The sequence below is a fragment of the Mesorhizobium sp. WSM4307 genome, assembly GCF_007003945.1.
In the GTDB taxonomy this organism is placed as follows: Bacteria; Pseudomonadota; Alphaproteobacteria; order Rhizobiales; family Rhizobiaceae; genus Mesorhizobium.
The window spans coordinates 20,855-45,871 of the sequence record NZ_VFTB01000015.1 but is presented as its reverse complement, the minus strand read 5'-3'; the positions used below and the strand labels follow the sequence as shown (position 1 = coordinate 45,871).

Sequence of the window (25,017 nt, the reverse complement as noted above, 5' to 3'; positions counted from 1 at the left end):
ACGCGGACCGCAATGACCGCAGACTGGGATGCCGGCAGCGTCGAAATCAAATCGCACCGACTTCGCCTCAAGTTGTTTGCGGCCGTTGATGCTGACGAGGTCTTTGCCGCCATCACGCCCGCAATCACCCGTTTCATGCAGTGGGAACCACCTCGATCATCAACGGCCTTTGCCGAGGTATGGCGATCCTGGTTGGCGCCGATCCTCGACGGATCGGATCTGCATTTTGTTGTGCGCTCGCTGGCGGACGATCGCTGTATGGGTCTTGTCGGCCTGCATGCGGCGAAGACGGCCTGTCCCGAAATCGGAATTTGGATAAGGGAGGACGTCCATGGAAACGGCATCGGCCGGGAGGCCGTCGCCGCCGTGGTGGCATGGGCGTCCGAGGAACTCGATCCGGATGGCTTCGAATATCCTGTCGCCGAAGAGAATATGGCGAGCCGAAGAATCGCGGAAAGCCTCGGCGGCTCGATCGTCGAGACCCGCTCCAATCCGAAATACACCTCGGTCGTCTATCGTCTCCCCAATCCCAGGCGGTGATGCGCCGGGCGGGAAGCCTCTAGATCCGAACCGCCGCCGCCATGCCTGAACTGGTCAGCGCCGCCGCCTTGACCAGGCCCGCGCCAAGTGCCGCCCCCGCCCCCTCGCCATTGCTTATGCCGAGGTCTAGCAGTGGGCGCAAGCCAAGCAGTTCGGCGGCCCTTGCATGCGCGGGCTCCGGCGACAGGCTGGCGAGAAGGCAATGCTTGAGCGCAGCGGGGTTTGCGACATAAAGCACAGCCGCGGCAGCCGTTGCGGCAAAACCGTCGAGCAGCACGGGTATCTTCTGCATCCGCGCGGCGAGAATGGCGCCGGCTATCGCGGCGAACTCGCGGCCGCCGACCCGGCGCAGCACTTCCAGCGGGTCGTCGAGATGGCCGTGGTGAAAAGCCAGCGCCGCATCGACCACATCGGCCTTGCGGACCTGCATCGCCGCGTCGGCGCCGGATCCCGGACCGACCCAGTCGGCACCCCTTCCCTCGAACAGGGCGGCGAGCAGGGCGGCGGCGACGGTGGAATTGCCGACGCCGAGATCGCCGAGGCAAAGCAGGTCGGTGCCGCCCGCGATCGCTTCCATGCCGAAGGCCATGGTCGCCGCGCAGCCGCGCTCGTCGAGCGCGGCATCCTCTGCGATGTCGCCGGTCGGGATATGCAGGGCAAGATCGAACACCTTCAATCCGAGATCATAGGCAATGCAGATCTGGTTGATCGCCGCACCGCCTGCCGCGCAAAGCTCGACCGCGTTGGCGGTTGCCGCCACCGGACGCGGCGAAATACCATGACGGGTCACGCCGTGATTGCCGGCAAAGATTGCCATCAGCGGCCGTGTCACCGCGGGCGGAGCCCGGCCGCTCGAGGCGGCAAGCCACGCCGCGATGTCCTCGATGCGGCCGAGTGAATGCGCTGGCTTGTCGGCCTTGGCAAACAGCGCGCGCACGCGCGCTTCGGCTTTCAGGTCGGCTGCCGGCAGATTGTCGAGCAGGTTGCGAAAATCGTCGAAAGGCAGAGCGCTGGTCATGTCGTGAGCAATCATTCCTGGATTTGGTGAGCGGCATAGCCGCGTTGCGTGATCGGCACAACCTCTCCCAAACATCAGCCTTGATTGCCGCAAAGATGGCCCGGGAAGGCGCGATCGCGAGGGCTTGCATTGGCTTTGCCGTTGCACCATGTGGAGGTGGAAGAGCGGAGTCCGCACGGATCCCTCGAGAGAAAGTCATGACGGCCATCGAATCCCCCTGCATCCTGGTCTGCTCGATCGACATGAAAACCGGCTTCTGCTTCGGTTGCGGCCGCACGCGCGAGGAAATCGGCGCCTGGATGGGGATGACGCCCGAATCACGCCGCAATGTGATGGCCGAACTGCCGGCCCGACTGGAAACGGTCGAGCGCCGGCCGCGCCGCGAAACGCGCCGCACCCGCATGGCGCGCGAACGCGACGTACTCTAGAGCCTTCACCGTTTCACGGAAGCGGCGAACCGCTCCAACTCTTTGTTTTAACGCAATTCCTATGGAATACCGTTTTCACACTTTTCCTGGAATTGCTCTAGCGAGGCACGGATGAGCAGCCGACTGTTCTGGATTCTGATGGCGGTGATCGGCGTTGGAGCGGCCCTGCTCGTGCTCAATGATTCCGCCGGCAGCACGCTTGGCGTCGAGAACTACGATTTTGGCAGGCTGATATGGCTTGGCGCCTTCGGCGCCCTGATCGCCACCGGCCTGCTGCGATCGGGCCGCCCGTTGGGCGACATGGCACGGAATTTCGGCGCCTGGGCGGCAATCGTGCTGGCGCTGATCGCCGGCTACCAGTACCGCTACGAACTGCAAGACGTCGCCAGCCGGGTGACCGCGGGCCTCGTTCCCGGCAGCCCGCTGGCGCTTGGTGTCGAAGACGGCCACGCCACGGTGACCCTCGACAAGGCCGACAATGGCCATTTCGAAGCGCGCATCCTGGTCAACGGCAACCCGATCCGGGCCGTTGTCGACACAGGCGCGACCAGCACTGTGCTGACGTCGGAAGATGCGCAGGCCGCCGGCTTCAATCCGGCGGCGCTCAACTACACGATACCGGTTTCGACAGCCAACGGCATGGCGCGCGCCGCCGCGGTGAAGACCGACGCGGTGGCGATCGGCGGCATCGTGCGCAAGGACATGCCGGTGATGGTCGCGGCACCCGGCATGCTGAGCCAAAGTCTGCTCGGCATGAATTTCATTGGCTCGCTGTCGGGCTTCGACGTGCGTGGCGACCGCATGATCCTCAGGGACTGAGCTCAGGCCGCCTTGGCGGCCCTTCCACCGAATTCGACGGCCGCGAAAGCCGTCTTCAGCACGTCGGGCCCGGCACCGGGCCGGTTTGCGTCGGTCGACAGGATCTGGCGGTAGCGGCGTGCACCGGGCAGCCCATGGAACAGCCCGACCATATGGCGGGTAACATGGCCGAGCCGCCCGCCCCGTTCGATGTGGCGCGCCGAATAGTCCGCCATGGCATCGATCAGCCCAGCGAAATCGAACGCCTCGGGCCTTGCGCCGTAGAAGGCTGCGTCGACGCCGGCCAATATGCCTGGCGTGTGGTAGGCGGCGCGGCCGAGCATGGCGCCGTCGACATGATCGAGATGCGCGCGCGCCTCTTCAAGCGACTGAATTCCGCCGTTGATCCCAATGAATTCGTTCGGCTTTTTGGCCTTCAGGCGATAGACCCTGTCATAGTCGAGCGGCGGGATGTCGCGGTTTTCCTTGGGGCTCAGCCCTTCCAGCCACGCCTTGCGCGCATGCACCCACAGGGTGTCGGCGCCGGCCGCGAAAACCCCGTTCGCCAACGCATCCAGCGCCAGCTCCGGATCCTGTTCGTCGACGCCGATTCGGCACTTGACGGTGACGGGGATTGTCACGGTCGCCTTCATTGCCGCGACGCAGTCGGCGACGAGGTCGGGCACCTTCATCAGGCAGGCGCCGAACGTGCCCGACTGAACGCGGTCGGACGGGCAGCCGACATTGAGGTTGATCTCGTCATAGCCGAAGGCTTCGCCAATGCGCGCCGCCTCGGCAAGTTTCGCCGGATCCGAGCCGCCGAGCTGCAGCGCGACCGGATGTTCCACCGCATCGAAACCGAGCAGCCTCTCGCGCGCGCCCTGTATGACCGCGTCGGCCACCACCATTTCGGTGTAGAGCAGCGCATGGCTCGTCAGCTGGCGATGGAAGAACCGGCAATGCCGGTCCGTCCAGTCCATCATCGGGGCCACGGCGACTCTATGATCTTGATTTTTCAGCATTTTTTCTTTAACATCAAATTCTTAGGTCCTAGCGGCCCAACCCGAATTTACGCCAGAATACGACCCTTTTCGCCACGTTTCGATCTCTCAGTGCACACGGAGCGCACACGAAAAAATGGCCACCTACACAAAGCTCTCGTCCGGTTCCTGGCGTGTCCAGGTCCGTCGCAAAGGACGCTACGTCAGCGAGACCTTCCTTCGCCGAGACGACGCACGGCGCTGGGCGACCGAGACAGAGCGCCAGGTCGATCGCGGTGAGACGCCGACCAAGTCCCGCATAGCGCGCCTGAAAACTTTCGGCGACCTCATCGACCTTCATATCGGCGACATGAGCGATGTAGGCAAGTCCCCTCGCCGCTCCAAGGCCGCAGCCCTCAATATGCTGCGAAGACATCTGGGGAAGTGCAACATAGCGGCTCTCGATCGCGAACGGATCATTCGTTTCGGCCGAGAGCGGGCCGTCCAGGGCGCCGGGCCGATGACTCTTGGTATCGACATCGGCTTTGTAAAACTTGTCCTCTCTCATGCTGCGGCGGTTCACGGTCTGCCAGTCAAGGTCGAACCGGTTGATCTGGCGCGTATCGCTCTGACAAGGCTTGGCCTTGTGGGTAAAGGGAACGAGCGAGACAGACGTCCCACCCAAGATGAGATCGATAGGCTCATCGCCCACTTCAATTCAAACCCTCTGCAGATAGCGCCTGTCGGTCGGATCATACGCTTTGCCATCGCTACGGCCATGCGGCAGGAGGAGATTTGCAAGGCGCGTTGGTCTGACGTCGATTCTCGCACGCGGATGCTACTCATCCGCGACCGAAAAGATCCTAGGAACAAGAACGGGAACAATCAGCGCATACCGCTATTCGCCGCAACCGGCTACGATGCGTGGGCTATTATCGAGGAGGAACGTGCAAGGCGCAGCAATGACGATGATCGCATTTTCCCGTTCAATCATAGGTCAATCGGCACCGCTTTCCGCCGAGGATGCGCTGACCTTGGCATCCAGGACCTTCATTTTCACGACTTGCGGCACGAAGGAACGAGCCGTCTGTTTGAAGCTGGGTTCACAATTGAACAGGTCGCGCTGGTCACAGGGCACAAAGATTGGAAGATGCTACGGCGATACACTCATCTAAAGCCGGAGATGCTTCATACCATCCACGCGACAAAGGCTGCATGATGGTGGTGAGGGGTGGCAGCATCAGTCGGGACCGCGTTGAGCGCTCCATGGACCGAGCAGCTGTTTGAGGACGACTTTGTCATCGTCGCGCATCAGGGCCATCCGATCCTGGCTGCGGAAACCCTCGCGCCGCGCGACATGACGGGCTTCGAGTGGGCCTTGGTTTCCTCTTCTGGGGTCCGGTCGGACAGGTCGACGATGCACTTCGGCCCTTGGGGCTAATGCGCCGAGTCCTTCTCACGGTTCCGAACTTCCTCCACGCTCCGCAGATCGTCGCCGAAACAGGGCTCGTCATCGCTCTCGGCCGGCGCTTCAGCAAGATGGCGGCGGCACATTGGCCGCTAGGACTGCGCGAGCTGCCGCTGCCTGTTGCTGGCTTCACAGCCAATATGATGTGGCTCGCGCAAAGAGATGGCGACCCGGTGCTCGGCTGGATACGGTCCCTGCTGCGGTCGTCCGTCTTGTCGTCAGAGGGTTTGTTGGAGCTCGGGCAAGATCTCGAAAAGATCGGCAACGATTCCGTAATCGGCGACTTGGAAGATTGGCGCGTTGGCGTCGGTGTTAATCGCCACGATCACCCTAGAATCCTTCATGCCGGCCAAATGCTGTACGGCGCCGGAAATCACTCAGGCGATGTAAAGGTCCGGGGCGACTATCTTTCCGGTCTGGCCGACTTGCAAGTCTTTCGGCGCGTAGCCCGCGTCTACCGCGGCTCGAGACGCCGACGGCGGCGCTGAGCCTGCCGGCGGTCACTTCGGCAAACTTTTCCGGCGAGCCAAGCGCCCGGCCGCTGGAGACGATGATCTTCACCGCTGCCGAAATGCCGCCGCTGGCAGCATAGGCAGCGACCCAGATCCGGAATTCCGAAATCCGGAGTCAGCCGTCCGGTTACCTCAGACGGCATAAAGCGCCCGGCCGAACCAAGTCCGGCTCAGCACCAGCTCTGCAAGAACCAAGACGAGCGCCAAGAGAAAGACGACCGGCGCCAGGCATCGTCGGCCAAAGCGACTGCGAGAGAATCATTTTCTGGTCAGAAGCGGCAAGAACGAAATCTGTCGCTGGCACGGCTGGATGCGTCTCCATCAAAATCGCGGAATCGATCTTATCCGCGACGACCTTGTCGCTAAGATCGGCTTGTGCCCTCATTCTGCGAGCGCTCCACGTGTCCGCAGAAATCTTGCCAGACCCTCGACGAAGGCGCGCACCTTTCTAGGAACATAGCGATTCGAAAGATAGACGGCCTGAATGACCTGTGGCTCGTGCCGCCAATCGGGAAGCACGCGTTCAAGTGTGCCCGACGCAATCATCGGATCCAGAAGGACGTCATGGACGAGTCCAATACCCCATGCCTGCGACGATCGCCTCGCATATAAGATGTGAATTGTCAGATCTGAGTACTGGCTTTACGAGAACTTCCGTGACCTCTGCGGATCGCGTCAGACGGATCTGTTCGGCGCCTTCTAGATACGAGCGTACGACGTAATCGTGATGCTTCAGATCCGCAGGATGGCTCGGCCGTCCATGCCCATCAAGATACTGAGGCGTCGCCGCGAGACTGCGATTCAGTAGCCCTATCTTTCGCACGATCAGCTGACTTTCCGTAACCGGTCCCATCCGAACCGCGAGATCGAGGCCGTCGGCGGCCAGATCAACGAAGCGATCGGAGAGTGAGACGTCCAAATCGATGCCCGGGTGCTCTTCCCTGAACTGAAAAAGGTATGCGCCCAGAATTTGGGTCCCAAAGCTAACAGGCGCGCTAACGGCCAATCGACCCGTGATTCCTGCGTCTAGATCACTGACGATCTGGTCGGCTTCCTCCATGCGCTCCAGTACGCCTCTGACATGCTGCAGATAAAGAGCACCCGCCTCCGTCAAAGCAACTTTTCGCGTTGTTCGATCGAATAACCGAGTCTGCAGCTGGGTTTCTAAAGCCCGGATTTGCTGGCTTACGGCAGACTGCGCGCGCTGAAGATCACGAGCCGCAGCCGAAAAGCTGCCGCTTTCTGCGACGCGCACGAAACACGACAACATCGAAAGACGATCCAAGGTGGCGGTCCCATTTATAAGTAGCCGAGATAAATGTTATCAAGTTTGGCGGAATTAATCAGCGGCGATAATCGCGATATAGCACTTCAGCCAATCGTCCGAAACTTCCAGGAGCTCACATGTCTATCTCACGTCGAAACCTTTTCGCCGTCTCTGCCGGCCTCGCTTCGCTCGCCGTTCTCCCCGGCTCCCCTGCCGCTCTTGCCGCGGTTCCCCCTGCCGCAACCCCGGTGCCCGGCGTGATCCGCCGGAAGGTCGGAAAGATCGAGGTGACCGCTCTTCTTGACGGTTATATGGAAATGCCCGCCACCCTATTCAAAGCACCGGAGGAAGAAGCTGCCCGCCTCGCCCGCGAACAATTCCAGCCGCCCTCGCCGCGCTTGAGCCCGGTCAACGCCTATCTAATCAACCTGGGCGACCGCCTTGTGCTGATCGACACAGGGGCAGCTGATCTCTTCGGTCCAACGCTCGGAAAGGTGTCGCAAGCACTTGCCGCGGTCGGGGTCAAACCCGAGCAGATTGATGCGGTCCTGCTCACCCATATGCATCCGGATCACGTTGGCGGCGCCATCGATCCGCATGGGAAGGCCGTGTATTCAAACGCGGAGCTGATTGTTTCGGGAGCTGACTTTCGCTACTGGCACGACGAGGGCGCTCTTGGCCAGGCTCCAGCAGCATTCAAGCCATTTTTCTCTGGAGCTCGCGCCGTCGCCAAAGCTTACCAAAAGCGTCTGACACAGTTTTCCGATGAAACCGAGGTATTCGGCGAGCTAAGGACCGTGCCGCTCCCCGGCCATACACCCGGCCACACCGGCGTTATGGTCCGTTCCGGAGACGATGCCCTCTTCATTTGGGCCGATATTGTACACCATGCCGCATTTCAGTTCGCCCATCCCGAATGGGGTCCTGCCTTTGACGTTGATGGAAACCAAGCTGCAGCGTCCCGCAAGCGCGCGTTTGACCAGGCAGCTTACGATCGCATCCTTCTAGCGGGGATGCACATGCCGTTTCCCGGTTTTGGCCACATCGCTTCCGAAAATGGCAGCTACCGTTTCGTGGCCGCCGAATGGCCGTACGCGCTGTAGCTGCAACCCAAGTTGGACGGATCGCTGGCGAAATCTACGCGAGTTCTGGCGGATTCTACGCGAGTTCCATCCGCCAGACCGCTAACATTGCGCCTCGCCTGGCACGTTGAGGTTAGCTGTCATTGTCGAAGCCACGGACTGAGGCACGAGAACCTACCCGTCAGACGAGTCAGCGGTCAGGATTGTTTCGAAGAAGCAGCCCGGGAAGCTATTTCGCTGCGACGGCGGCAATGTCGTCGACGGCCAGACTGCCGACGCGATGCGTCATGGCGCTAGGTGAGGCGTCTAGTCTAGTCTCTGCTGGGGGCGTCCGGCTTGCAGAAACAGTAAAAAGGGGGCGGGCCTGGCGTCGGTTGCTGCTGCAACTTTCGGCCCATTTCAGATACTTGACCCGATTCATCGAGCGGCCTCCGTCACGCGTCCGTTCCCTTTTTGGATGAACCAACCATGTGCGCGGTGTACGACGCGCGACTAACCCGCCTTTAAAGGTGCATAAACGAGCAGCCCGCCGCCGCCGAACGCAATCCAGGCAAGATCGCGGCGTCGCACCGCGCGCAGGCCGGCGACCAGCTCTCGCCAGAGCAATATCAGGACAAGCCTGTCGTGCCGCATTGGTCCGTCAGCATGTTTCCGATGTTGAAATAGGTCACGGCAACTGTGCCGCGAGTGCGGCGACCGCTCATCCGCCGCCGGCCGGCTTCGCATTGACGTTCTTCATGGCGGCAAGCAGATAATCCTGGACCGTTGCCTGAAGATTGGTCGTGGCGGCGCGCACCGCGACCATCGCCTGCCTGACCGCCGCTTCGTCGAAGGGTCGGGCCCGCTCGGCCGCCGCAAGGTCGGCGCGCGCCGCGCGCAGCTGCCGCAGCGCTTCGAACGTGCGGGCGCGGTTGTCGCGCATGACCGCACGGAACTCCTTGCGCACCTCAGGTGAATAGGCGCCCGCGACCTCCGCCAGCAGCCCGCGCGCAACGGCCGCCTGGCGCAGGCCATGCGTGGCATAGCCAATGAAGAAGAAGTTGAGGGCAAGCGACAGCGCGAGCACAACCAGCACGGCCGCCCAGGTCCATGAGCGCCTGGTCATAGCGGATCCCCCTCGCCCGGATCGGCCGTGATCGCCGACCCTCCGTCATCTGCAAGCCTGGCGCCCGCAGCGAGCGCCAGAAGTTCGGAATCCTGGGACTGGTCCTGAAAGCGCGCCACCTGGTAGCCGGCGATTGTCGCAGTGACAAGCAAGGCGGCGGCGCAAGCGGCGAGGCCCGTCGGCGCAAAGAGGAAGCGCGGCACCAGCGAAGGACGCGCCGCGCCGCGATCGATGCGCGCCATCACCTTGCGCGCCAAAGCGCGGTCGTCGCTCTCGACCAGCGCGGCCTGCCGCACGAGCCTGTCGAGCGCCGTGTCGGCGCCGGCATCGCCTTCCAGCGCCATGAATGCCAGGGCCGGGCCTTTCAAGGACGCCGGCCAGGCGTCGATGTCGTCGCCGAAGCGGCGCCGGTTGTTCTCGAATTCCTCGCGTGTCATGAGGACTTCCTTTCGCGGCCCCCGGCCGCATCTGCCAAATGATCCCTGAGCGCGCGGCGTCCGCGCACGAGCAACTGCTCGACCGAGCCCGCGCTGGCGCCCATCACCTCGGCTATCGCCGCGATGTCAAGCTCGCCCACCGCCCGCAGAAGCAGCGCCATCCGCTGGCGCTCCGGCAGGCGCGACAGGCCATCGCGCACGATCGCCAGCTCCTGCCTTGCCGCCGTCGCAGTCTCGGCATTCGCTTCCAGCGCGGCCGGCTCCTCGCCGATGTCGTCCAGGCCGAAGAAATTGCGCAGCGCGCGGCGCCGGCGCTGGTCGATGCACCGGTTGGCCGTGATCCGGTAGAGCCATGTCGAGGCGCGCGCCCTGCCGGGATCGAAGCGCGCGGCTTGTTTCCAGACGGTCACGAACACCTCCTGCACCACGTCCTCGGCATCGGCCGCATGGCCGAGATAACGCGTGGCGAATGTCCGCAGCCCACGGCCGTGACGGGCCATGAGCGCGGACAAAGCCGCCTGGCTGCCCGCGGCGATGCGGGCCAGAAGCTCCTCGTCGCCATTGGAGGCTTCATCCCGCACGGCGGCGGGCACCGGTCGAGGAGCCCCCGGCGGCGAGGGAGAAGTCTGCGACGATCCGGCTCGGGAGAAGAACGAATTCCGACGTCAAGTCCACCACCAGATATCAGCGGCGCCAACGGCGGAAGCCGTGAACCGTGTTGCCGTTCGGGCCCGTGAAGCTGCCGACAGAACGGCCGCCAAACGGTCCGGCCGCGCTGTAGCGCTGACCTGAAACGGTCTTGCCGTTCGGCCCGGTGGCAGAATAGCTCCTGGAGCAGCGGTCAACAACGCCGGCCTTGCAGGTTGAATTGGACGTGTAGGTGCCGCCGTTCGGTCCGGTGCGCGTGGTCGAGCCGGTGTAGATATTGCCGTCCCGGTCGACGCTGCGGCTCAGTTCGCCGCCATGCGCGGTCTTGCGCGTCCACTCCTCGGCGGAGGCCGGGGAAGCGGCCGACCAGACGACCATCGCGCCAAGGCAAAGCAGCGGAAGTTTGAGTCTTGAAAGCATGTCATTTCCTTTCTGGCAGGCAGGTTGGTCAGTTGGCGTGAGCAGCCACGATCTTGCGGATCGCCGCGATCTCGTCGGCGGAGAGCCTGCCGTCGCCATTGCGGTCGGCGAGATCGAAGAGCGGCGTGCTGGCCTGGAACTCGCTCTCGGTGACCTTGCCGTCGCCATTCCTGTCCATGCGCCGCCAGCGATTGCCGAGGCGGGCCTCGGCTGCCAGGGCGCGGTCATCGATGGCCTGGCGGGCGGTCTCGATCTCGTTCTCGTCGATGACGCCGTCGCCATTGCGGTCGAGCCTTTTGAAGAGACGTTCACGGGCGCCAAGGATCTCGTCCTTCGATATCGCCCCGTCGCCATTGGTGTCGAGGCGCTGGAGGATGCGCTGGCCGGGCATGTCCTGCGCCGCGGCGGCGCAGATCGGCGTGAGGCCTAGAAGCAGGCCCGCAAGGATCGCTGAGCGTTTCATGGGTGGTTCCTTTCGATTGTGACGTCGCGGGGGAGCGACTGTCGGCCAATACGCAGCCCGGTTCGTGCTCCTACGCCGACGTCCGGATTTTTTTGGCGGCCGCCATACCGCGGTGCCCCGTGCATCGACCTTCCGAAAAATTCGAAGACGGCGCGTAGGAGCCGGCGAACTCTTGCGTAGGAGACGCTGCAAGGACGGTCCGCGGCGGGCCGTCGATTTCAGCGGAGACCCAGATGACCAAGATCGTGACCGCCTTTGCGGGGCTGCTTCTGTGCGGCTGCAGCGCATTCGCAGCCGACCAAGGCGCCAGGGAGGCGTTCCGGCGCATCGACACCAATGGCGACCGAAAGCTCGAATTCAGCGAGATCCAGGCAGCGCGGGCGCTGATGTTCGACCGGCTGGACGCCAACCACAATGGCGTGCTCGACCCCGACGAGGTGCAGGCGGCCATGGCACAGGTCAAGGCGAAGCGCGACGTGCAGGCCGCACGGTTCACGGGGCTGCAGGCCGAGGCGGGGCGCATGGACCGCAACGGCGACGGCAAAATCTCGCGCGACGAATTCACGGCCGCCATTCCCGACCGGCTGCTGCAGGCAGACACCGACGGCGACGGCGCGCTTTCGATTTCCGAACTGCGGGCGCTGAAGCGCCCGTGATCCATGCCAAACCAAATCAGAGGAGACTATCGATGAAGAGAATGATCACTGCTTTCTGCGGCCTGATGCTCGGCGCCGTGATCTTGGCCTCGCCGGCCGAGGCCATGCCGCTTGCGGCGCCGGCAGTTCCGGCGTCCGTGACCAGCCAGGCAACGCCGGTCTGGTACCGGCGCGGTTTCTACGTTGTCGGCGGCGCCTATTACTACAATGGTTACCGGGGTTATTGGCGTGTACGGCCCGGCTACCGCTACTACAACGGCTACTGGTTCCCGGCCGCCGCCTTCGCGGCCGGCGTGGCGGCCGCCACGGTAGCGCCACCCCCGCCCCCCGCGGCGCGCCTGGCGGCCGCCCATGTGCGCTGGTGCTTTGACCACTACCGCTCCTACCGCGCCTGGGATAACAGCTACCAGCCCTATGACGGCCCTCTACAGCAATGCCGGTCGCCCTATAATTGAAACGCGGCGCTGCCGTCATCGACCCCGGAAGGAGGCTCGCCCATGCAGAACCGCTCCATGCCTGCCAATACGGTCATACCGGTGCTTGCCTACCCAGATGTGGAAGCGGCGAGTCGTTGGCTCTGCGAAGCCTTCGGATTCGAATTGCGGCTGACGATCGGCAATCATCGCGTCCAGCTCGGCTTCGGCGACGGGGGCGTCGTGGTCACGACCCTGAAGAGCGGCGGATCCGCGCTGTCGCCCGGCGACGAGAGATTCTCGGTGATGGTGCGTGTCGAGGATGTCGATGCGCACCACCGCCGCGCGATGCGCCGCGGCGCCATGGCGCTGACCGCGCCGACGAGCTACCCCTATGGCGAACGGCAATATTCCTGCCGCGATCTCGCCGGCCACGCCTGGACTTTCTCGCAGACGATCGCCGATGTCGCGCCCGAGGAATGGGGCGGCAGAACCGAGCGTCACGTCTCAACGGATTCAGACGACACGCTTTAAGCGTTGTTTTGACGTATGCCGCTGCCTGCATGGGCGCAAAGCTATCGTTGGGAATACTTAGGCGCTCGTGCTGACGCGCGCTATCAGCAAGGCACACGTGCCAGAGGTCGACACCTCTTATCCGAAAATCGAATCTACTGACCGACCTTGTCCATAAGCAACTGCAACTCGGGCTGCGGCGCGATCCAGAAAGTTCGAAAAGCTTCCAAGAACCCCAGGCGAATTGGAAGCGCTCTGTGGCTTGGTCTCCGTGACATCCATCTAACAGTATCCGCTGGTGGAATTTCTCTCGGCATCGCTCAAAATTGCGGTATACGACAGATGCGTGGGGCGAGCTTTATCCCTATCGTAGGAGCTGATACTTGAGCGATCAAAACGAAGCCCAGACGGCCGATCTCGTCGGGCTGACTGCAGACATTGTCTCTGCCTATGTAAGCCAAAATCCACTACCCGTTGCTGCGTTGTCAGATCTCATCGCGTCGATCCATTCGTCACTGACAGGCCTTGGCCAGCCGAATGTGGCCGAGCTGCCGAAACAGGAGCCAGCCATCAATCCGAAACGGTCGGTAGCGCCGGACTACATCATCTGCCTCGAAGACGGGAAGAAATTCAAATCGCTAAAACGGCATCTCTCGGTACACTACGGACTCTCTCCGGATGAATATCGCGAGAAATGGGGATTGAAGCCGGATTACCCTATGGTTGCGCCGAATTACGCGGCTCAAAGATCAACACTTGCGAAGGCGGCGGGGCTAGGACGCAAACCGCAGCCGGTCTCTGCTAAAAAAGTCCCTGCCAAGCGCAAGTCCAGGGCCTAGTAGAGACAAGCTTCTGGAGCGTCCCACCTCGGGCGCTCTGGTTTTTCGACCAAAACGACCCACCGGCGACATGCCGGGGGCGCACCACCTTATACCAGGCGCTCTTCGACGTTTAAATTCTCGACTGAGCATCGCCGATAGTAGAAGAGTGCTTCCTCGATAGTGGGTCTCGCTGTGTAGCGCTCTACCGACTCGAACCCCAGAATTCGTATTGCTCAAGTTCGCATAGCTGCGGATAGAGACATCGAACTTCCATCACAAGCGAGCGCAATTCACCTGGAGGCGCAACGCAGAAAGTTCGAAAAGCTTCCAGGAACCCCCAAATTGCAGAACCGCTTTTGGGGTCGCAAGCGGACTGACGGGTTCGGGGCTAGACCTGAAAAGCCGACGGATGCTCCCAACATGTCTCGGTCGTCAACTTCCGAACATGAGGACAACGGTATCGCTGGATGCCAGAACCGCTGCTATCACACCTTGAAAGTGCCCGCATCCGCTTTGGCGTCGACGTCGGTAATCAACATATGCCCTGGCGATACCGTGATCGAGATCGCGAGTTCGGCGCGAGCAAGTGCATCTTGCGCGGTCAGGCTGCTGGCCCAGAACACTGGGACCTCCCCTTCCAGGATTTCGACCGCATCGCCCCAATCGGGAGCGGTCAGATCTCTTACTCCGATAATCGATGGATCTCCGACATGGATGGGAGAACCGTGGGCAAGCGGGAAGCGTGCGGTGAGGGCGCGAACCTTGTCGACATCGCAGCGTCTCATGGGACGCATGGACACGACCATCTCGCCACCAAAAGGTCCCGCGCCGCGCGTCATGATCTTGGTCCGAAACTTTGGGAGGGCTTTGCCGTGGCCGATGCTGCGGAGCTTGACGCCCTTTTCCACGAGGGCCGCTTCGACGGTAAGCGCACTGCCGAGCGCGAAGGCGGCAAAATCGTCCCGCCAAAGGTCGATGATATCTGTCCTCTGACGGATCACCTCCCCAAAGTGATAGATATTGTATTGCGGAGCATCGGTGCGGATATCGATATCGCCTAGCGCTGGAAGCAATGGGCTGCCGGCGCGGCTTACCGCGACCAAGGGGCAGGCTTTAGGGTTGCGGACGCAAAACTGATGGAAATCGCTTGCAAAGCGACGGGGCACAATCACGACGTTGGCTTGAAGCTTGCCTCTTGCAAGCCCTCCTGTGCGCCCTTCATATTCGCCCGTCCTGACCAGTGTCCGCAGTTTGTCTGCATCGACTAGCCGCAAATTGTCATAGAACAATGAAGTGACTTGGCGAGGCATGGTTTCCGAAAATACACACGTTTCAGGAAAGAGTGTAGGATCATGGCGACCTAGCGGATTGTCAAATCAACAGAATCTTTCCTCGTCGATAAATTGTATTTATTGCTTAGATGGCAAAGTCTAAGTTATTAGCAGTTTTGCATAGACATACTGACTCTCACTGACAATCGCGGCAGCCGATCGCTTCGATCTGCCGGCCCGCTTCGTGCAGAAAGGCGAGATCGCGATTCATGTAAGAGAGAAGGAAAGCCGCGTAGAGGACGAAGACGAGGCTGAAGACCAATGTCTTGACGACCAGCGAAAGCGCAAAAACATTCAGGTGCGGTGAGGCACGCGCCAGGAAGGCCAGCACAATATCAGACAAGAGCATGCTGATGATGAGCGGGAAAACGAGGGTCAGCGCCATCACCAGGATGCGGTTCATGAGATCGAGAAAGATTCCAGCCGCGCCCTTGCTGAACACAGGCAGAAGATGATCGATCGGCCAAAGACCATAGCTGTCGTAGAGGCCTGTCAACGAAAGCTGCAGGCCGCCGGCTGCAAGGTAGATCGTGACCATGATGATGGCGAGCAAGGTGCCCGTGGCCCCTGTCTCATGGGTCATCATCGGATCGATCAGCGCACCCATCGAGGAGCCGCGCTGCAGATCCAGTATATCGCCCGCCGCTTCCGCCGCCCAGAACGGTATGCCCATCGCCAGCCCGAGTGTCACCCCGACCACGACCTCCTTGAGCATGTACAGCACGATCATCGTCATCGGCAGATCGGTGGTCGTCAGCTTGCTCACGATCATCGGAAAGACCGGAACCGCCAGCGCCAACGCAACGCCATTGCGCAGAAGTCCTGACAGGGGCACACGCGAAAAAAGCGGCATGAGCAGCATGAACCCGGTCATGCGCGCGAGCGCGAAAGCACCTGCCAGAAGATAGAACTGGAGCTCCTTGACCGAGGTGAAGAGCGGTTCGACCGGCATCCTCGTATCTCAGCGGGTGACGATGGGAAACTCGTCCAGCGCGGTCGACGCCTGTTGCGCAATCTGCTGCGCGAGCAATGGACCAAAGACGATGATAACCAGAAGGATGACGACGAGCTTTATCGTCTGCGGCAGCGACTGATCTTGAATCTGTGTCAGTGCCTGGGCAAGGCCGACGAGCACGCCGACGGCCAGTGCCGCGACGATGGCCGGGCTGGAGGCCAGCAAAACCGTGAGAAGCGCGCCTTGGACCTTCGCCAGAATAAAATCATTGCTCATGCGAAAACCCCCGGCGGCGTCATGAGTAGCTCAGGATGAGGCCATGCATCAGCCGCGACCAGCCGTCTATCGCGACGAAAAGGAACAGTTTCAGCGGGATCGAAATCAGGACCGGCGAAACCATGATCATGCCGAGCGTCATCAGCACGTTCGCAACGACGATATCGATGATCAGGAAAGGCAGATAAAGTAGGAAGCCGATCTCGAAGGCACGGGTAAGCTCGGATGCGACAAAGGCAGGGACAAGGATTGACAGGTCGTCGTCCTTGAGGTTTTGCCGCGCCTGTTCCGGCCAAAGGTGGTTCGTTCCGTCGAGAAAGAATTGCCGCTCCTGTGGCTGGGTGAACTTCATGAGGTGGCGCTGCAACGGCTCCCTGACGAGTTGTGCTGCCCTGGCAAGGTCATCCGTCGTCTGGAACTGCACCTGCCCTTCCTGAAGCCGGCTCGACATTTCGCTCAGCAATGGCGTGGTGACATAGACCGTCAGCACGAGCGCTATGCCATAGAGCACCAGATTGGGCGGCATCTGCTGAACGCCGAGCGCGTTGCGGATGAGGAACAGCACGACCGATATCTTCAGGAAGCCCGTCATCGTGACGACTGCCAGAGGCAGCAACCCAACCACACCGACGGCGATAAGGATTCCAAGCAGGTTGGGCGAGTTATCAAGCATTGTCGAACATGCGCAGGACCCGCACGCCCAGGCTTTCTCCGATCCGCGCGATCTCGCCGCGGCCGACACGCCTGCCATTGGCAAGGATGTCGACAGTCGCCTCGGTTACCTCGACGAGCGGAATGATGGCGCCGGGCGCAAGCTGCCTTACATCTCCAAGAGGCATTGCCGTGCGGCCGACCTCGAAGGCAAGGACTACCGGCAATTCGTCCAAAGTCGATTCTTCCAAGGTGTCCGGCGGCGGCGTATTCTGGTTCATAGCCCACTCCCAGTTCGATCCAGTGATTGCGGTCGGTGCGGCAAGCAATTGCGGGCCGCCGGCGGTCAGGCCCACAGGCGCGAAAAGGCGCTCGGCAATGATGAGCGTCGCCACGCCCTCTTCCGCCGTGTCGTCGAACAGCACCACATCGTCAGCCTGCAGGCTTTGAAGCTCGCCAATGGTGATCGCAAGCGGACCGCGCCAAAGACGGACCGACAGCGGAAATTCGGCCGGGATCGGCGGCGTGGTTTTGCCGAGCTCGTCGAGAAGGCGGCCGATCCGTACCGGCAGACCGGTGTCATTCGTCGTCAGGACGCAGCCTATGGTGTCATCCTTGTCGGTCAGGGCGAAAGCGAATGGAGTTTCCCCCGAAACGGCATCTGCCGGTGCCAGCGAGGTGATCGCGATCTTCTCGCCCAGTCTGGCCTCGATATATTCGAGATCGTCTTCGAACGTGGCCTCCAACAGGAGCGCGGCGTGGGCCGGCGCAAGCCGTTTCATATCGACCGCCCCGTCGACCCTGGCGAGACCTCGCTCGACAACAGAAAGCGGCAGGCGCAATTGCCCGGCCATGTCCCCGACAGTGAAGCCAACAGCGCATAGCGGCTGGTTCGCGGAATTCAGCCCCGGCCAGGCGGCCGCGATCGCCATGGCCTTCCCGGCAATCGTGATCTCCGCGGCAGCGCGGCGACGGTAGAAGGCGTTCAACGCCCCGACATCCGCGGTCGCTACGGTTACTAAAGTCAGTGGCTCTCCGCTGCTCGACTGTACCGCCGCGCGTTTCGCCGGTTTTGCCCGCGCTTTCGTTCTTGCCGGCGCGAAGTCTTGAGGCATCACATCCATATCAATCACGGATTGGGCTATCGTTCTGTGGACAAGCGCGGCTGGCCGCGCTCCTCTTCCTCGGAAAGCTCGGCGAGGGCCTGGCGGCGACGCGCGTTGCGTTTGGCCAATTGCTCCGACAGCCTGTCCAGCTTGGTCACAGCCTTGATGCTCGCACGGTGGTCGTTGCGGGCTGCCGACAGCTCGACTTTCCGTCGCTTCTCGACGACGCCGGCCATTTTCTCGCCTTCACGCAACTGCCCGGTTTTCCTGGCGGCGACCTCGAACCGTCCCTGCAGCCGGTGGAGGCTGGCGGCATTCACCGGCTGCCCGACCAGCGCATCGAAGGCCGCATCCTCGGCGTTAGCAGTGCGCAGGAGGTGTTCCGTGACGGCCGCGGCCGCCTCCTGAACTTCCCTCGCGGCCTGGTTGGCGGCGGCGCGCCTTATGATCACCTCTTCCTGTGCGCGCTCCTGGCGGCGGCGTCTGAGGTCGCGCAGTCGAGCGATCATGTCAGGCTCCTTCATTGACGATCTCCCGCATGCGCTGGCGTGTCCCGTCGATGGTCTCATATGTTGCGGACGGCTGGCGCAGGAAGGCGTTGATGGCATCGATCTTCGCTACCGCCTCGTCCGCCACGGCATCGCTGCCCTTTTCGTACTCGCCGACGCGCAGGAGCAGTTCGATGTCGGCATAGCGGGCGAGCAGTTCGCGCAAGCGGCCGGCGTCAGCCCGATGTGCCGGCGGCACGACGGCATCCATCAGGCGGCTTCGGCTGCGCAGGACGTCGATGGCGGGAAAATGGTTGCGTTGCGCAAGCTCGTTCGACAGGAAGACGTGGCCGTCGAGCAGCGCCTGGATTTCCTCGGCGACCGGATCCAGCGTGCCGTCGCCTTCCAGGAGAACGCTGTAGAGGCTTGTGATGGACCCGACTCGACCGGGGCCCGAGCGCTCGAGCAGACGCGGCAGGACCGCAAACAGCGAAGACGGGAAACCACGGCGCGTCGGCGGCTCGCCCGAGGCCAGGCCGATCTCGCGCTGCGCACGCGCAAACCGCGTTATGTTGTCCATCGCAAGCAGCACATGCTTGCCCTGGTCCCGAAAAAATTCGGCTATGGTTGTCGCCACATAGGCGGCCTTGACACGCTCGATGGCGGGCCGGTCCGAAGTCGCGACGACGACGATCGCCCGCTCGCGCCCTTCCGATCCAAGCTGATGTTCGAGGAATTCACGCACCTCGCGCCCGCGCTCGCCAACCAGGGCGACCACGGCGACATCGGCGTCGGTGCCGCTGACGATATCGGAAAGCAGGATGGACTTGCCGACGCCTGGCTCGCCGAAGATACCGACGCGCTGCCCGCGTGCGCAGGTGAGCAGCCCGTCGAGGGCGCGGATTCCGAGCTGGATCGGCTCGGAAATCAGACTGCGCTCCAGCGGGGATGGCGGATAGGCATTGACCGGATAGCTGCCGACAATGCCGTCCGGCGAAAGCGGCTTGCCATCCAAAGGTTCGCCGAACGCGCTGATCACCCGGCCCAGAAGGCCGGGGCCGACGGGCACCAGCTGGTCCTTCCCGGTCGCAACGACTTCGGTTAGGCTTGAAAGCCCGGTCAGATCGCCCAGTGGAACAAGGACCGCCATCTCATCCATGAGGCCTACGACTTCCGCCTTGGTCGTCCGGCCGGTTCTGGGGTCGACCAGCTCGCATATCTCACCGATCCTGGCTTCTTCGACGGTCGCATGAATGACCGTTCCGGTGACCCGTCGGACACGTCCTTTGCGGGGACGGCTCGAATCGTCGCGAAGGCCAGAACGGAGGTTTGGAATGATGGACGCCAGACGGCTTTCGATATCGATGGCGGGACCTGTCATGCCGGCGCCTCGGCCCTTGACCGGATTGCGGCGGCGACGGCATCGAGCTGGGCGTCGATGCTGGCGTCAATGACGGCGATATCGGTCGAGAGGATGCAGGCCGCCGGCGCCAGCGCATCATCCGCATCGATTTCAACCATCATGCCCAGATCGCTGTTGCGCAAGACCGTGTCCAGCTCCTCGCGGACCCGGTCCACGGAAGCGGGATGGACACGGATTTTCAGATATCTGGCACGGCGAATTTCGGTCACGGCCTGTCCAGCAGCCCTCGCGACAAGCGTGCCGACGTCGAACTCCCCCAGAATTCGCCTGACGACCTCGAGGGCGAGCCCGGTGACTTCGGCTTCGAGCCCGCCCAGATAGCGATCCACCTTGACTGCCGTTTCGCTTATCAGCCGGCTGGCATCCGCGTCGCCTTGCGCCTTGCCGTCCTCATAACCCTGAGCGTATTCGGCTGCGTAGGCGCGCCGGGCGGCTTCGCGCATTTGCTGGGCATCACGCCTCGCGGCATCGAGAAATGCATATCCATCCTGCCAGGCCCGCGCTTCAGCGGCGCGCAGGATGCGGGCATAGGGGCGCCTTGGTATTTCAACGGTCGCGGTGTCCGCTTCGGCCATCGCGCTAACCCATCGCTCGCCGCACAATTGCCGGACCGGCCTCGATGAACGGCTTGGCGGTCCGGTCGACGAATTCGTGCGGCATGAGCTTGATGCGGACGCGCGCACCTGTCTCGCCGGGCATCGCCTGGCACCATCCGCCAAGGCAGCTCAAACCATCGGCATAGACACGACCGCGGATATCCTCAAGCGGGTGCAACGGCCGCGTTGGACCGGCCAGATCGCGATTGGCAACCGCAAAAGTGCAGAGATCCGCGCCCAGCGCAGTCTGCAACGCATCGGCTTCGCGCCCGTCAATGGCGGCGGCAAGATTGCCGGCCCAGTAGATCGCACCCGAGCGAAGAGCTAGGTCCTCCAATTCCTCGCCCGACGACAAGGCAATCGCCCGATCCACGTCGTCCGACGGCTCATCGGCCGCGCAAGAGAGCCGGTAGTGATCGAGCAGAAGCTTCGACAACCGCTCATGCAGGCGTTGCGACTGCAACATGCGCTGGCACGCAGCTTCGCTGATCGCATCGTCAAAGCATTCGGCGAGTCGGGCCGCGTCCGCATAGGATGCGAGGCTAGAGATGAAGGCCTGCCATTCCGGGCTGGCCGCTTGCTCCGAGCCGGCCCCGGTCATGCCTTCCTCGCGGGGACTGCGGAAGCTTCAAGGGCGTAGACATTAGGCCGTCGATACCACTGCAGGTACGCCAACCGGGCGGCCAGCGCGAGTATCGCGGCCGCCATGCCGTAGAACAGCCACATCGCCGCCGCCACGCTGTCCGGATGCAGCCAGAGACCAAGGAAAGTTATGAACCCTGGCTCGGATTCCTGCTCCGGGGCGGTCGCGGCGACCGAAATGAGCGTGACGGAGACATTGTCGTAGGTCAGCCCGGCGATGCCCTTGGCCACCAGCATCTTGACCTGCGGGATCAGCTCGTTCATCGGCACCGATGCGCGATGCCTGATGAATACCGACGCGGACGACGGCACCAACTGCTGCCTCAGCGGATCATTCTCGGGCAGGACCAGGTGAACCCGCGCGGAAAGCACGCCGTCGATTTCGGAGATTGTCTGCGACAGCTCCTGGCTCAGGCCATAGATCATCGTTGCCCGCTCTTCCACCGGCGAGGATACGAGCCCGCCTCTCTTGAATACGTCGCCGAGCGTCTGGAATTCCTGTTTGGGTAGACCGCTTTCGTCGAGAAGGGCCATTGCCTCGGCAAAGCGGCCCTTCTGCACCGAAACCGTCATCTTGCCGTCCTTGCCGGCCTCGCGCTGGGCCAAAATCCCGTGACGCATTAGCGTGGCCACGATTTCGTTGGCCTGCCGCTGATCGAGGTTGGAATAGAGTTCCACCGAACAGGCCTGGAGCATCAGCATGCCGGCGACGACAAGCGCCACGCGGCACCGTGCGGCACATCGATTGAACAGCGCCGACCGTCGCGACTGGAACAATTCGGGCACGAGCATTCCGCGGCGCCTACTGTTGCTTGATCAACGTGCTGGTGGACGACGTCACGGCCTTCACGCTGCTGGTCACGACTTCCAGATTGGCTGCTGCCCACATCACCGAAATGGATCGCTCGAGCAGGTGCTGGGCATTCTTTGCCGGCGCATTTTCGGCTTCCTTGCCTGCCGCGGCGGCATCCGGCGTGGCGGCGGTTTCGGCTTGCGCCGGGATGTTCGCCTTGCCAAGGGCCTTTTGGACCTGCTGCATGGTTCCTTCCAGCGACTGGACAGCGGAGCCGAACAAGGCCGAGGGATCCGTGGCCGGGCCCCCTCCGGTCTTTTCCACCTCGGCCAGATAGTCGAAGAGTTTGCGCTCAACGATCGGCTCCGTCCTTCCCGGTTTTGAGGACTGTCCAGCCGCTGCCGGACTGGCGCCGGACGATGCCTGTGCCACCTGCTGACCCGCACGTGTGGCGACATCACCGCGCTCAGGCGTGTTGACCTTCGCGGCGGCGTGCTTTTCCTGCTTGGCTCCGACAATTCCGTTGCCAGGCTGCGCTGCAGCGCCGGCGGTGATCTGCTGTTGTGAGCTTATGCTGGTGGTCAAGTTTGCAAGCGTAGCTTCCAGAGCTCCAATCGGCGCGATTTGCATGGACCTGCCCTCCTCTTTCCTAGTTCGGTTGGGCGGAGGGGACATTATACACCTCCGCCTGCGTTCCGCGGAAAACGCGGACCGAAACAACTTTGCCCGGCTCTTGCTTGGTGCCCGTCGCCGCAGGAACTCCGAGCGTTTTCCTGACCAGTTCGATGTAGGAGGGCGGCCCCGACACCGAGACGACGTCATCTTGCCTGGAGACCTTGGTCGGAAACCTCGGATCGATGACGCCCAGCCGCGAAAGCCGATCTTCCGCGCCGGCGGCCGTGTTGGCATCGAGCGGGATCAGTTCGGTCTGGATTTCAGCTTCGGTGGCGACGTTCATGACGATTCCGTCGAAATGCCAGACCAGACCGTATCGATTGCAAATATCTTCCAGAAATTCGCGCGCCGTTCCAACTTGCATACCGGCGCTCAAACGTCCCTTAACGAGCTTGCTGACGCGCATCGGCACCCGCATGTTGCGGCCAAGCTCGGCGAGCGCATCCGTCACCGACTGGTCGATGGTGATATATTTGTAGGGGCCCGCGGGCCAGCGCGGCTCGGCGGCGTTCGCCTGCGAAGCAGCAAGCGTGAACAGCAGGATCACACCAGCCATGAAGGCAGCGTTGGCTCCCGATAACCGGTCCACGAGGCAGGTAACGCGACCCGTCAAAATTGATCCTATCACGGACGCGCGGAGCTAGCCCGCGTCGCCCGTCTCATGGGTTACCCGCCAATTTCACCCTATCGCGTGCGTCGCTAAAATGGAAGTCCAATTGGATTGAACTCACGTAGTTAGTTCCAAATGTTGCGGTCAGTGAGCAAAGCGATATGGTGCGGGCTGGAATCGGGCAGCGAAGGCTCGCGGTCGCCGGTTTGTTGCTCGGATTTGAAGGGATCAGCCCAGGTGGCGGCACGCAAGAACCTGCTCTTGAGCCTGAATGGTCCGACCGGCATTGCTTGGCAATGGCCCCTGATCGGGGAGCGGCTCGGCAAGGGCTTGGGTGAATCGGTTCTGGTCGCTGCCACGTTGACTGCCGCGATGGCGCCGGCGCAAGGTCAATCGAACAGCGGCTACGACCCGAGAAGCTGGAGCTACGATCAAGCCCGAAATGTGCTTGTCTCGCCATCCGCCCCCGGCCAGGCCTCGGATGGCGAAATACGGCCGGCATGGTCGGCAATACCGAGGGAGATCGTCGATTTCGCTGAGACGCAACCGAAGGAATCAATCGTGATCAACACCAGGGAGCGGCGCCTCTATTACATATTGGGAAACGGCAAGGCGCTGCGATATGCGGTCGGCGTCGGCAAGGAGGGTCTGGAATGGTCCGGTCGCGACACGATTTCGAGCAAGAAGGACTGGCCGGATTGGCGACCACCGGCCGACATGCGGTTCAGGGAAGCATCGAAGGGCCATTTGCTGCCGGCGCGCGTCGCAGGAGGACCGAACAACCCGCTGGGCGCACGCGCGCTCTACATCGGCAACACGCTTTATCGCGTTCATGGCACCAATCAGCCATGGACCGTCGGGCAGGCCAATTCCTCCGGTTGCATTCGAATGACCAATGAAGACGTTATCGACCTATATGACCGAGTGAAGATCGGCGCCCAGATTATTGTCCGGCATTGAATCGTGATCCCTTTCAACATCAAGCAGCTTGAAACCTTTCTCCTGGTGGCAACTTTCGGAAGCTTCCGAAAGGCTGCGGAACGCTTGAACACAACGCAGCCGGCGGTATCGACCCGGATAGCCAGTCTGGAAGAAGCGCTCGGCGCCAAGCTGTTCGAAAGGCAGAGCAGCACCGTAAGGCTGACCGCCGAGGGACAAAGGCTGCTGCCGCCGGCGCAGCGGGTCCTGCGTGTCGCCGAACGGCTGCAATTGACCGCAAGCTCCCTTTCGGAAACAGCGGGCGTGCTCAGGCTCGGGGTTGCCGAGACCATCGTGCACACCTGGCTGGCGGATTTCCTTAAGGAATTGCAGGCGAACTATCCGCTCGTCGATACCGACATCGTCGTCGACACGACGACGACGCTGCGCAATGAGCTCATGTCCCACCGGCTTGATCTTGCGGTGCTGATGGGCCCCATTCAGGAATACAGCATCGAGAATATGGAGCTGCCCTCCTTTCCGCTCGTATGGGTCTGCTCGCCGTCCTTGAAATTGCCCAATCGAGGCAAGCTGACGCTAAGCGACCTGATGCAATTTCCGATTATCAGCTATGCGCGCACGACGAGACCCTACAGCGAACTTTACCGCAAGCTGACCGGTGAGCTTGAAGCGACGCCGCGTATCTTTCCGGCCAATTCGCTGGCCGCCTCCATCACGATGACGCTGAACGGGATCGGTATCGCCTCCCTCCCCAGGGAAGTCGTTCAGGATCATACTGCCAGCGGCTCGCTGCGCATCGTCGATTGCGAATGGCATCCCTCCGACCTGCGGTTCACCGCTTCATACTCCTCCGAACCGTCCAATCCGATAGCGGAGCGTGCGGCAAAGCTGGCCGGCTGCATCGCACATGCATTCGCCGCAAGAATCGGCAAGGCCCAACCTGCCGATTAGAACCCGCGCCGT

Annotated in this window: 31 protein-coding genes and 1 pseudogene; 11 read left to right on the top strand and 21 right to left on the bottom strand. The window is 62.1% G+C overall.

Annotation, left to right across the window (positions count from 1 at the left end; all coding sequences use genetic code 11):
* Positions 1-12: 12 nt before the first annotated feature.
* On the top strand, positions 13-540 hold the full coding sequence (locus FJV83_RS30550; protein ID WP_095774411.1) for a GNAT family N-acetyltransferase: 528 nt from the start codon (positions 13-15) through the stop codon (positions 538-540).
* 19 nt (positions 541-559) lie between these two features.
* Here FJV83_RS30550 and FJV83_RS30545 read toward each other — a convergent pair whose 3' ends face one another.
* Complete coding sequence (locus FJV83_RS30545) at positions 560-1,558, bottom strand: nicotinate-nucleotide--dimethylbenzimidazole phosphoribosyltransferase (protein ID WP_095774410.1); 999 nt, start codon at positions 1,556-1,558, stop codon at positions 560-562.
* Positions 1,559-1,755: 197 nt separating this feature from the next.
* On the opposite strand from FJV83_RS30545, the gene FJV83_RS30540 reads away from it, so the two are divergent.
* Positions 1,756-1,986 carry a DUF1289 domain-containing protein gene (locus tag FJV83_RS30540; RefSeq protein ID WP_064988667.1) on the top strand — a complete coding sequence of 77 codons (231 nt, stop codon included), beginning with the start codon at positions 1,756-1,758 and terminating at the stop codon, positions 1,984-1,986.
* A gap of 111 nt (positions 1,987-2,097) precedes the next feature.
* Positions 2,098-2,805, top strand: coding sequence for a TIGR02281 family clan AA aspartic protease (locus FJV83_RS30535; RefSeq protein ID WP_142887094.1), 708 nt, complete (start codon positions 2,098-2,100; stop codon positions 2,803-2,805).
* 2 nt (positions 2,806-2,807) lie between these two features.
* Here the strand turns inward: FJV83_RS30535 and dusA are convergent, their stop codons facing one another.
* The gene (gene dusA, locus FJV83_RS30530) at positions 2,808-3,806 is read right to left on the bottom strand and encodes a tRNA dihydrouridine(20/20a) synthase DusA (protein WP_095774408.1); all 999 of its coding nucleotides are present in this window, start codon (positions 3,804-3,806) and stop codon (positions 2,808-2,810) included.
* 115 nt (positions 3,807-3,921) lie between these two features.
* Between dusA and FJV83_RS30525 the strand changes: the two genes are divergently transcribed.
* Positions 3,922-4,983: a site-specific integrase gene (locus FJV83_RS30525; RefSeq protein WP_142887092.1), complete on the top strand. Its 1,062-nt coding sequence runs from the start codon at positions 3,922-3,924 to the stop codon at positions 4,981-4,983.
* A gap of 467 nt (positions 4,984-5,450) precedes the next feature.
* Here FJV83_RS30525 and FJV83_RS30520 read toward each other — a convergent pair.
* Positions 5,451-5,796, bottom strand: a pseudogene (locus tag FJV83_RS30520) (FAD-binding protein); the annotation flags it as partial.
* Positions 5,797-6,306: 510 nt separating this feature from the next.
* Positions 6,307-7,029, bottom strand: coding sequence for a LysR family transcriptional regulator (locus tag FJV83_RS30510; protein WP_142887089.1), 723 nt, complete (start codon positions 7,027-7,029; stop codon positions 6,307-6,309).
* Positions 7,030-7,148: 119 nt separating this feature from the next.
* Here FJV83_RS30510 and FJV83_RS30505 point away from each other — a divergent pair, with 119 nt between their 5' ends.
* Positions 7,149-8,114, top strand: coding sequence for an MBL fold metallo-hydrolase (locus FJV83_RS30505; protein WP_095793056.1), 966 nt, complete (start codon positions 7,149-7,151; stop codon positions 8,112-8,114).
* Positions 8,115-8,793: 679 nt separating this feature from the next.
* On the opposite strand, the gene FJV83_RS30500 is transcribed toward FJV83_RS30505, so the two are convergent.
* The 5 genes from FJV83_RS30500 to FJV83_RS30480 all read right to left on the bottom strand — a co-directional run bounded on the left by FJV83_RS30500 (position 8,794) and on the right by FJV83_RS30480 (position 11,166).
* Positions 8,794-9,198: a periplasmic heavy metal sensor gene (locus tag FJV83_RS30500; protein WP_142887087.1), complete on the bottom strand. Its 405-nt coding sequence runs from the start codon at positions 9,196-9,198 to the stop codon at positions 8,794-8,796.
* Positions 9,195-9,635: a hypothetical protein gene (locus FJV83_RS30495; RefSeq protein ID WP_142887085.1), complete on the bottom strand. Its 441-nt coding sequence runs from the start codon at positions 9,633-9,635 to the stop codon at positions 9,195-9,197. Before FJV83_RS30495 ends, FJV83_RS30500 begins: the two co-directional genes overlap by 4 nt.
* Positions 9,632-10,228: a sigma-70 family RNA polymerase sigma factor gene (locus tag FJV83_RS30490; protein WP_095774402.1), complete on the bottom strand. Its 597-nt coding sequence runs from the start codon at positions 10,226-10,228 to the stop codon at positions 9,632-9,634. Before FJV83_RS30490 ends, FJV83_RS30495 begins: the two co-directional genes overlap by 4 nt.
* 91 nt (positions 10,229-10,319) lie before the next feature.
* A complete protein-coding gene (locus tag FJV83_RS30485; RefSeq protein WP_095788775.1) occupies positions 10,320-10,703 on the bottom strand; it encodes a hypothetical protein in 384 nt (127 codons plus the stop codon).
* A gap of 28 nt (positions 10,704-10,731) precedes the next feature.
* The gene (locus FJV83_RS30480; protein WP_095793054.1) at positions 10,732-11,166 is read right to left on the bottom strand and encodes an EF-hand domain-containing protein; all 435 of its coding nucleotides are present in this window, start codon (positions 11,164-11,166) and stop codon (positions 10,732-10,734) included.
* Between the two features lie 233 nt (positions 11,167-11,399).
* Between FJV83_RS30480 and FJV83_RS30475 the strand changes: the two genes are divergently transcribed.
* From FJV83_RS30475 to FJV83_RS30460, 4 genes are all read left to right on the top strand, one after another.
* Positions 11,400-11,822, top strand: coding sequence for an EF-hand domain-containing protein (locus FJV83_RS30475; RefSeq protein WP_095774399.1), 423 nt, complete (start codon positions 11,400-11,402; stop codon positions 11,820-11,822).
* Between the two features lie 32 nt (positions 11,823-11,854).
* The gene (locus FJV83_RS30470) at positions 11,855-12,277 is read left to right on the top strand and encodes a BA14K family protein (protein WP_095774398.1); all 423 of its coding nucleotides are present in this window, start codon (positions 11,855-11,857) and stop codon (positions 12,275-12,277) included.
* A 42-nt stretch (positions 12,278-12,319) separates the two neighbouring features.
* Positions 12,320-12,769: a VOC family protein gene (locus FJV83_RS30465; protein ID WP_142887083.1), complete on the top strand. Its 450-nt coding sequence runs from the start codon at positions 12,320-12,322 to the stop codon at positions 12,767-12,769.
* Between the two features lie 362 nt (positions 12,770-13,131).
* A complete protein-coding gene (locus tag FJV83_RS30460; protein ID WP_142887082.1) occupies positions 13,132-13,587 on the top strand; it encodes a MucR family transcriptional regulator in 456 nt (151 codons plus the stop codon).
* 467 nt (positions 13,588-14,054) lie between these two features.
* Here FJV83_RS30460 and FJV83_RS30455 read toward each other — a convergent pair whose 3' ends face one another.
* The 12 genes from FJV83_RS30455 to FJV83_RS30400 form a co-directional block, all read right to left on the bottom strand.
* Positions 14,055-14,879, bottom strand: a complete 825-nt coding sequence (locus FJV83_RS30455; protein ID WP_095788778.1) for a DUF1445 domain-containing protein — start codon at positions 14,877-14,879, stop codon at positions 14,055-14,057.
* A 157-nt stretch (positions 14,880-15,036) separates the two neighbouring features.
* Positions 15,037-15,852 carry a type III secretion system export apparatus subunit SctT gene (gene sctT / locus FJV83_RS30450; protein ID WP_142887080.1) on the bottom strand — a complete coding sequence of 272 codons (816 nt, stop codon included), beginning with the start codon at positions 15,850-15,852 and terminating at the stop codon, positions 15,037-15,039.
* Positions 15,853-15,861: 9 nt separating this feature from the next.
* Positions 15,862-16,131: a flagellar biosynthetic protein FliQ gene (locus FJV83_RS30445; protein ID WP_095774393.1), complete on the bottom strand. Its 270-nt coding sequence runs from the start codon at positions 16,129-16,131 to the stop codon at positions 15,862-15,864.
* A gap of 19 nt (positions 16,132-16,150) precedes the next feature.
* Positions 16,151-16,804: a type III secretion system export apparatus subunit SctR gene (gene sctR, locus FJV83_RS30440; protein WP_142887078.1), complete on the bottom strand. Its 654-nt coding sequence runs from the start codon at positions 16,802-16,804 to the stop codon at positions 16,151-16,153.
* A complete protein-coding gene (gene sctQ, locus FJV83_RS30435) occupies positions 16,797-17,771 on the bottom strand; it encodes a type III secretion system cytoplasmic ring protein SctQ (protein WP_185973467.1) in 975 nt (324 codons plus the stop codon). The genes sctR and sctQ overlap by 8 nt, the downstream gene beginning before the upstream one ends.
* Positions 17,772-17,923: 152 nt before the next feature.
* Complete coding sequence (locus FJV83_RS30430; protein WP_095793050.1) at positions 17,924-18,412, bottom strand: hypothetical protein; 489 nt, start codon at positions 18,410-18,412, stop codon at positions 17,924-17,926.
* On the bottom strand, positions 18,399-19,757 hold the full coding sequence (locus FJV83_RS30425; RefSeq protein WP_142887075.1) for a FliI/YscN family ATPase: 1,359 nt from the start codon (positions 19,755-19,757) through the stop codon (positions 18,399-18,401). The genes FJV83_RS30430 and FJV83_RS30425 overlap by 14 nt, the downstream gene beginning before the upstream one ends.
* The gene (gene sctL / locus FJV83_RS30420; RefSeq protein ID WP_095774388.1) at positions 19,754-20,374 is read right to left on the bottom strand and encodes a type III secretion system stator protein SctL; all 621 of its coding nucleotides are present in this window, start codon (positions 20,372-20,374) and stop codon (positions 19,754-19,756) included. Before sctL ends, FJV83_RS30425 begins: the two co-directional genes overlap by 4 nt.
* Before the next feature lie 4 nt (positions 20,375-20,378).
* The gene (locus tag FJV83_RS30415) at positions 20,379-20,996 is read right to left on the bottom strand and encodes a SctK family type III secretion system sorting platform protein (RefSeq protein ID WP_142887073.1); all 618 of its coding nucleotides are present in this window, start codon (positions 20,994-20,996) and stop codon (positions 20,379-20,381) included.
* A complete protein-coding gene (gene sctJ / locus FJV83_RS30410; protein WP_246691938.1) occupies positions 20,993-21,760 on the bottom strand; it encodes a type III secretion inner membrane ring lipoprotein SctJ in 768 nt (255 codons plus the stop codon). The genes FJV83_RS30415 and sctJ overlap by 4 nt, the downstream gene beginning before the upstream one ends.
* Positions 21,761-21,839: 79 nt before the next feature.
* The gene (locus FJV83_RS30405; RefSeq protein ID WP_185976826.1) at positions 21,840-22,505 is read right to left on the bottom strand and encodes a hypothetical protein; all 666 of its coding nucleotides are present in this window, start codon (positions 22,503-22,505) and stop codon (positions 21,840-21,842) included.
* Positions 22,480-23,061: a type III secretion protein gene (locus tag FJV83_RS30400; RefSeq protein ID WP_246688915.1), complete on the bottom strand. Its 582-nt coding sequence runs from the start codon at positions 23,059-23,061 to the stop codon at positions 22,480-22,482. Before FJV83_RS30400 ends, FJV83_RS30405 begins: the two co-directional genes overlap by 26 nt.
* 291 nt (positions 23,062-23,352) lie before the next feature.
* On the opposite strand from FJV83_RS30400, the gene FJV83_RS30395 reads away from it, so the two are divergent.
* Both FJV83_RS30395 and FJV83_RS30390 read left to right on the top strand, forming a co-directional pair.
* Positions 23,353-24,075: a L,D-transpeptidase gene (locus FJV83_RS30395; RefSeq protein WP_246691937.1), complete on the top strand. Its 723-nt coding sequence runs from the start codon at positions 23,353-23,355 to the stop codon at positions 24,073-24,075.
* Between the two features lie 3 nt (positions 24,076-24,078).
* Complete coding sequence (locus FJV83_RS30390; RefSeq protein WP_095774384.1) at positions 24,079-25,005, top strand: LysR family transcriptional regulator; 927 nt, start codon at positions 24,079-24,081, stop codon at positions 25,003-25,005.
* Positions 25,006-25,017: the final 12 nt, after the last annotated feature.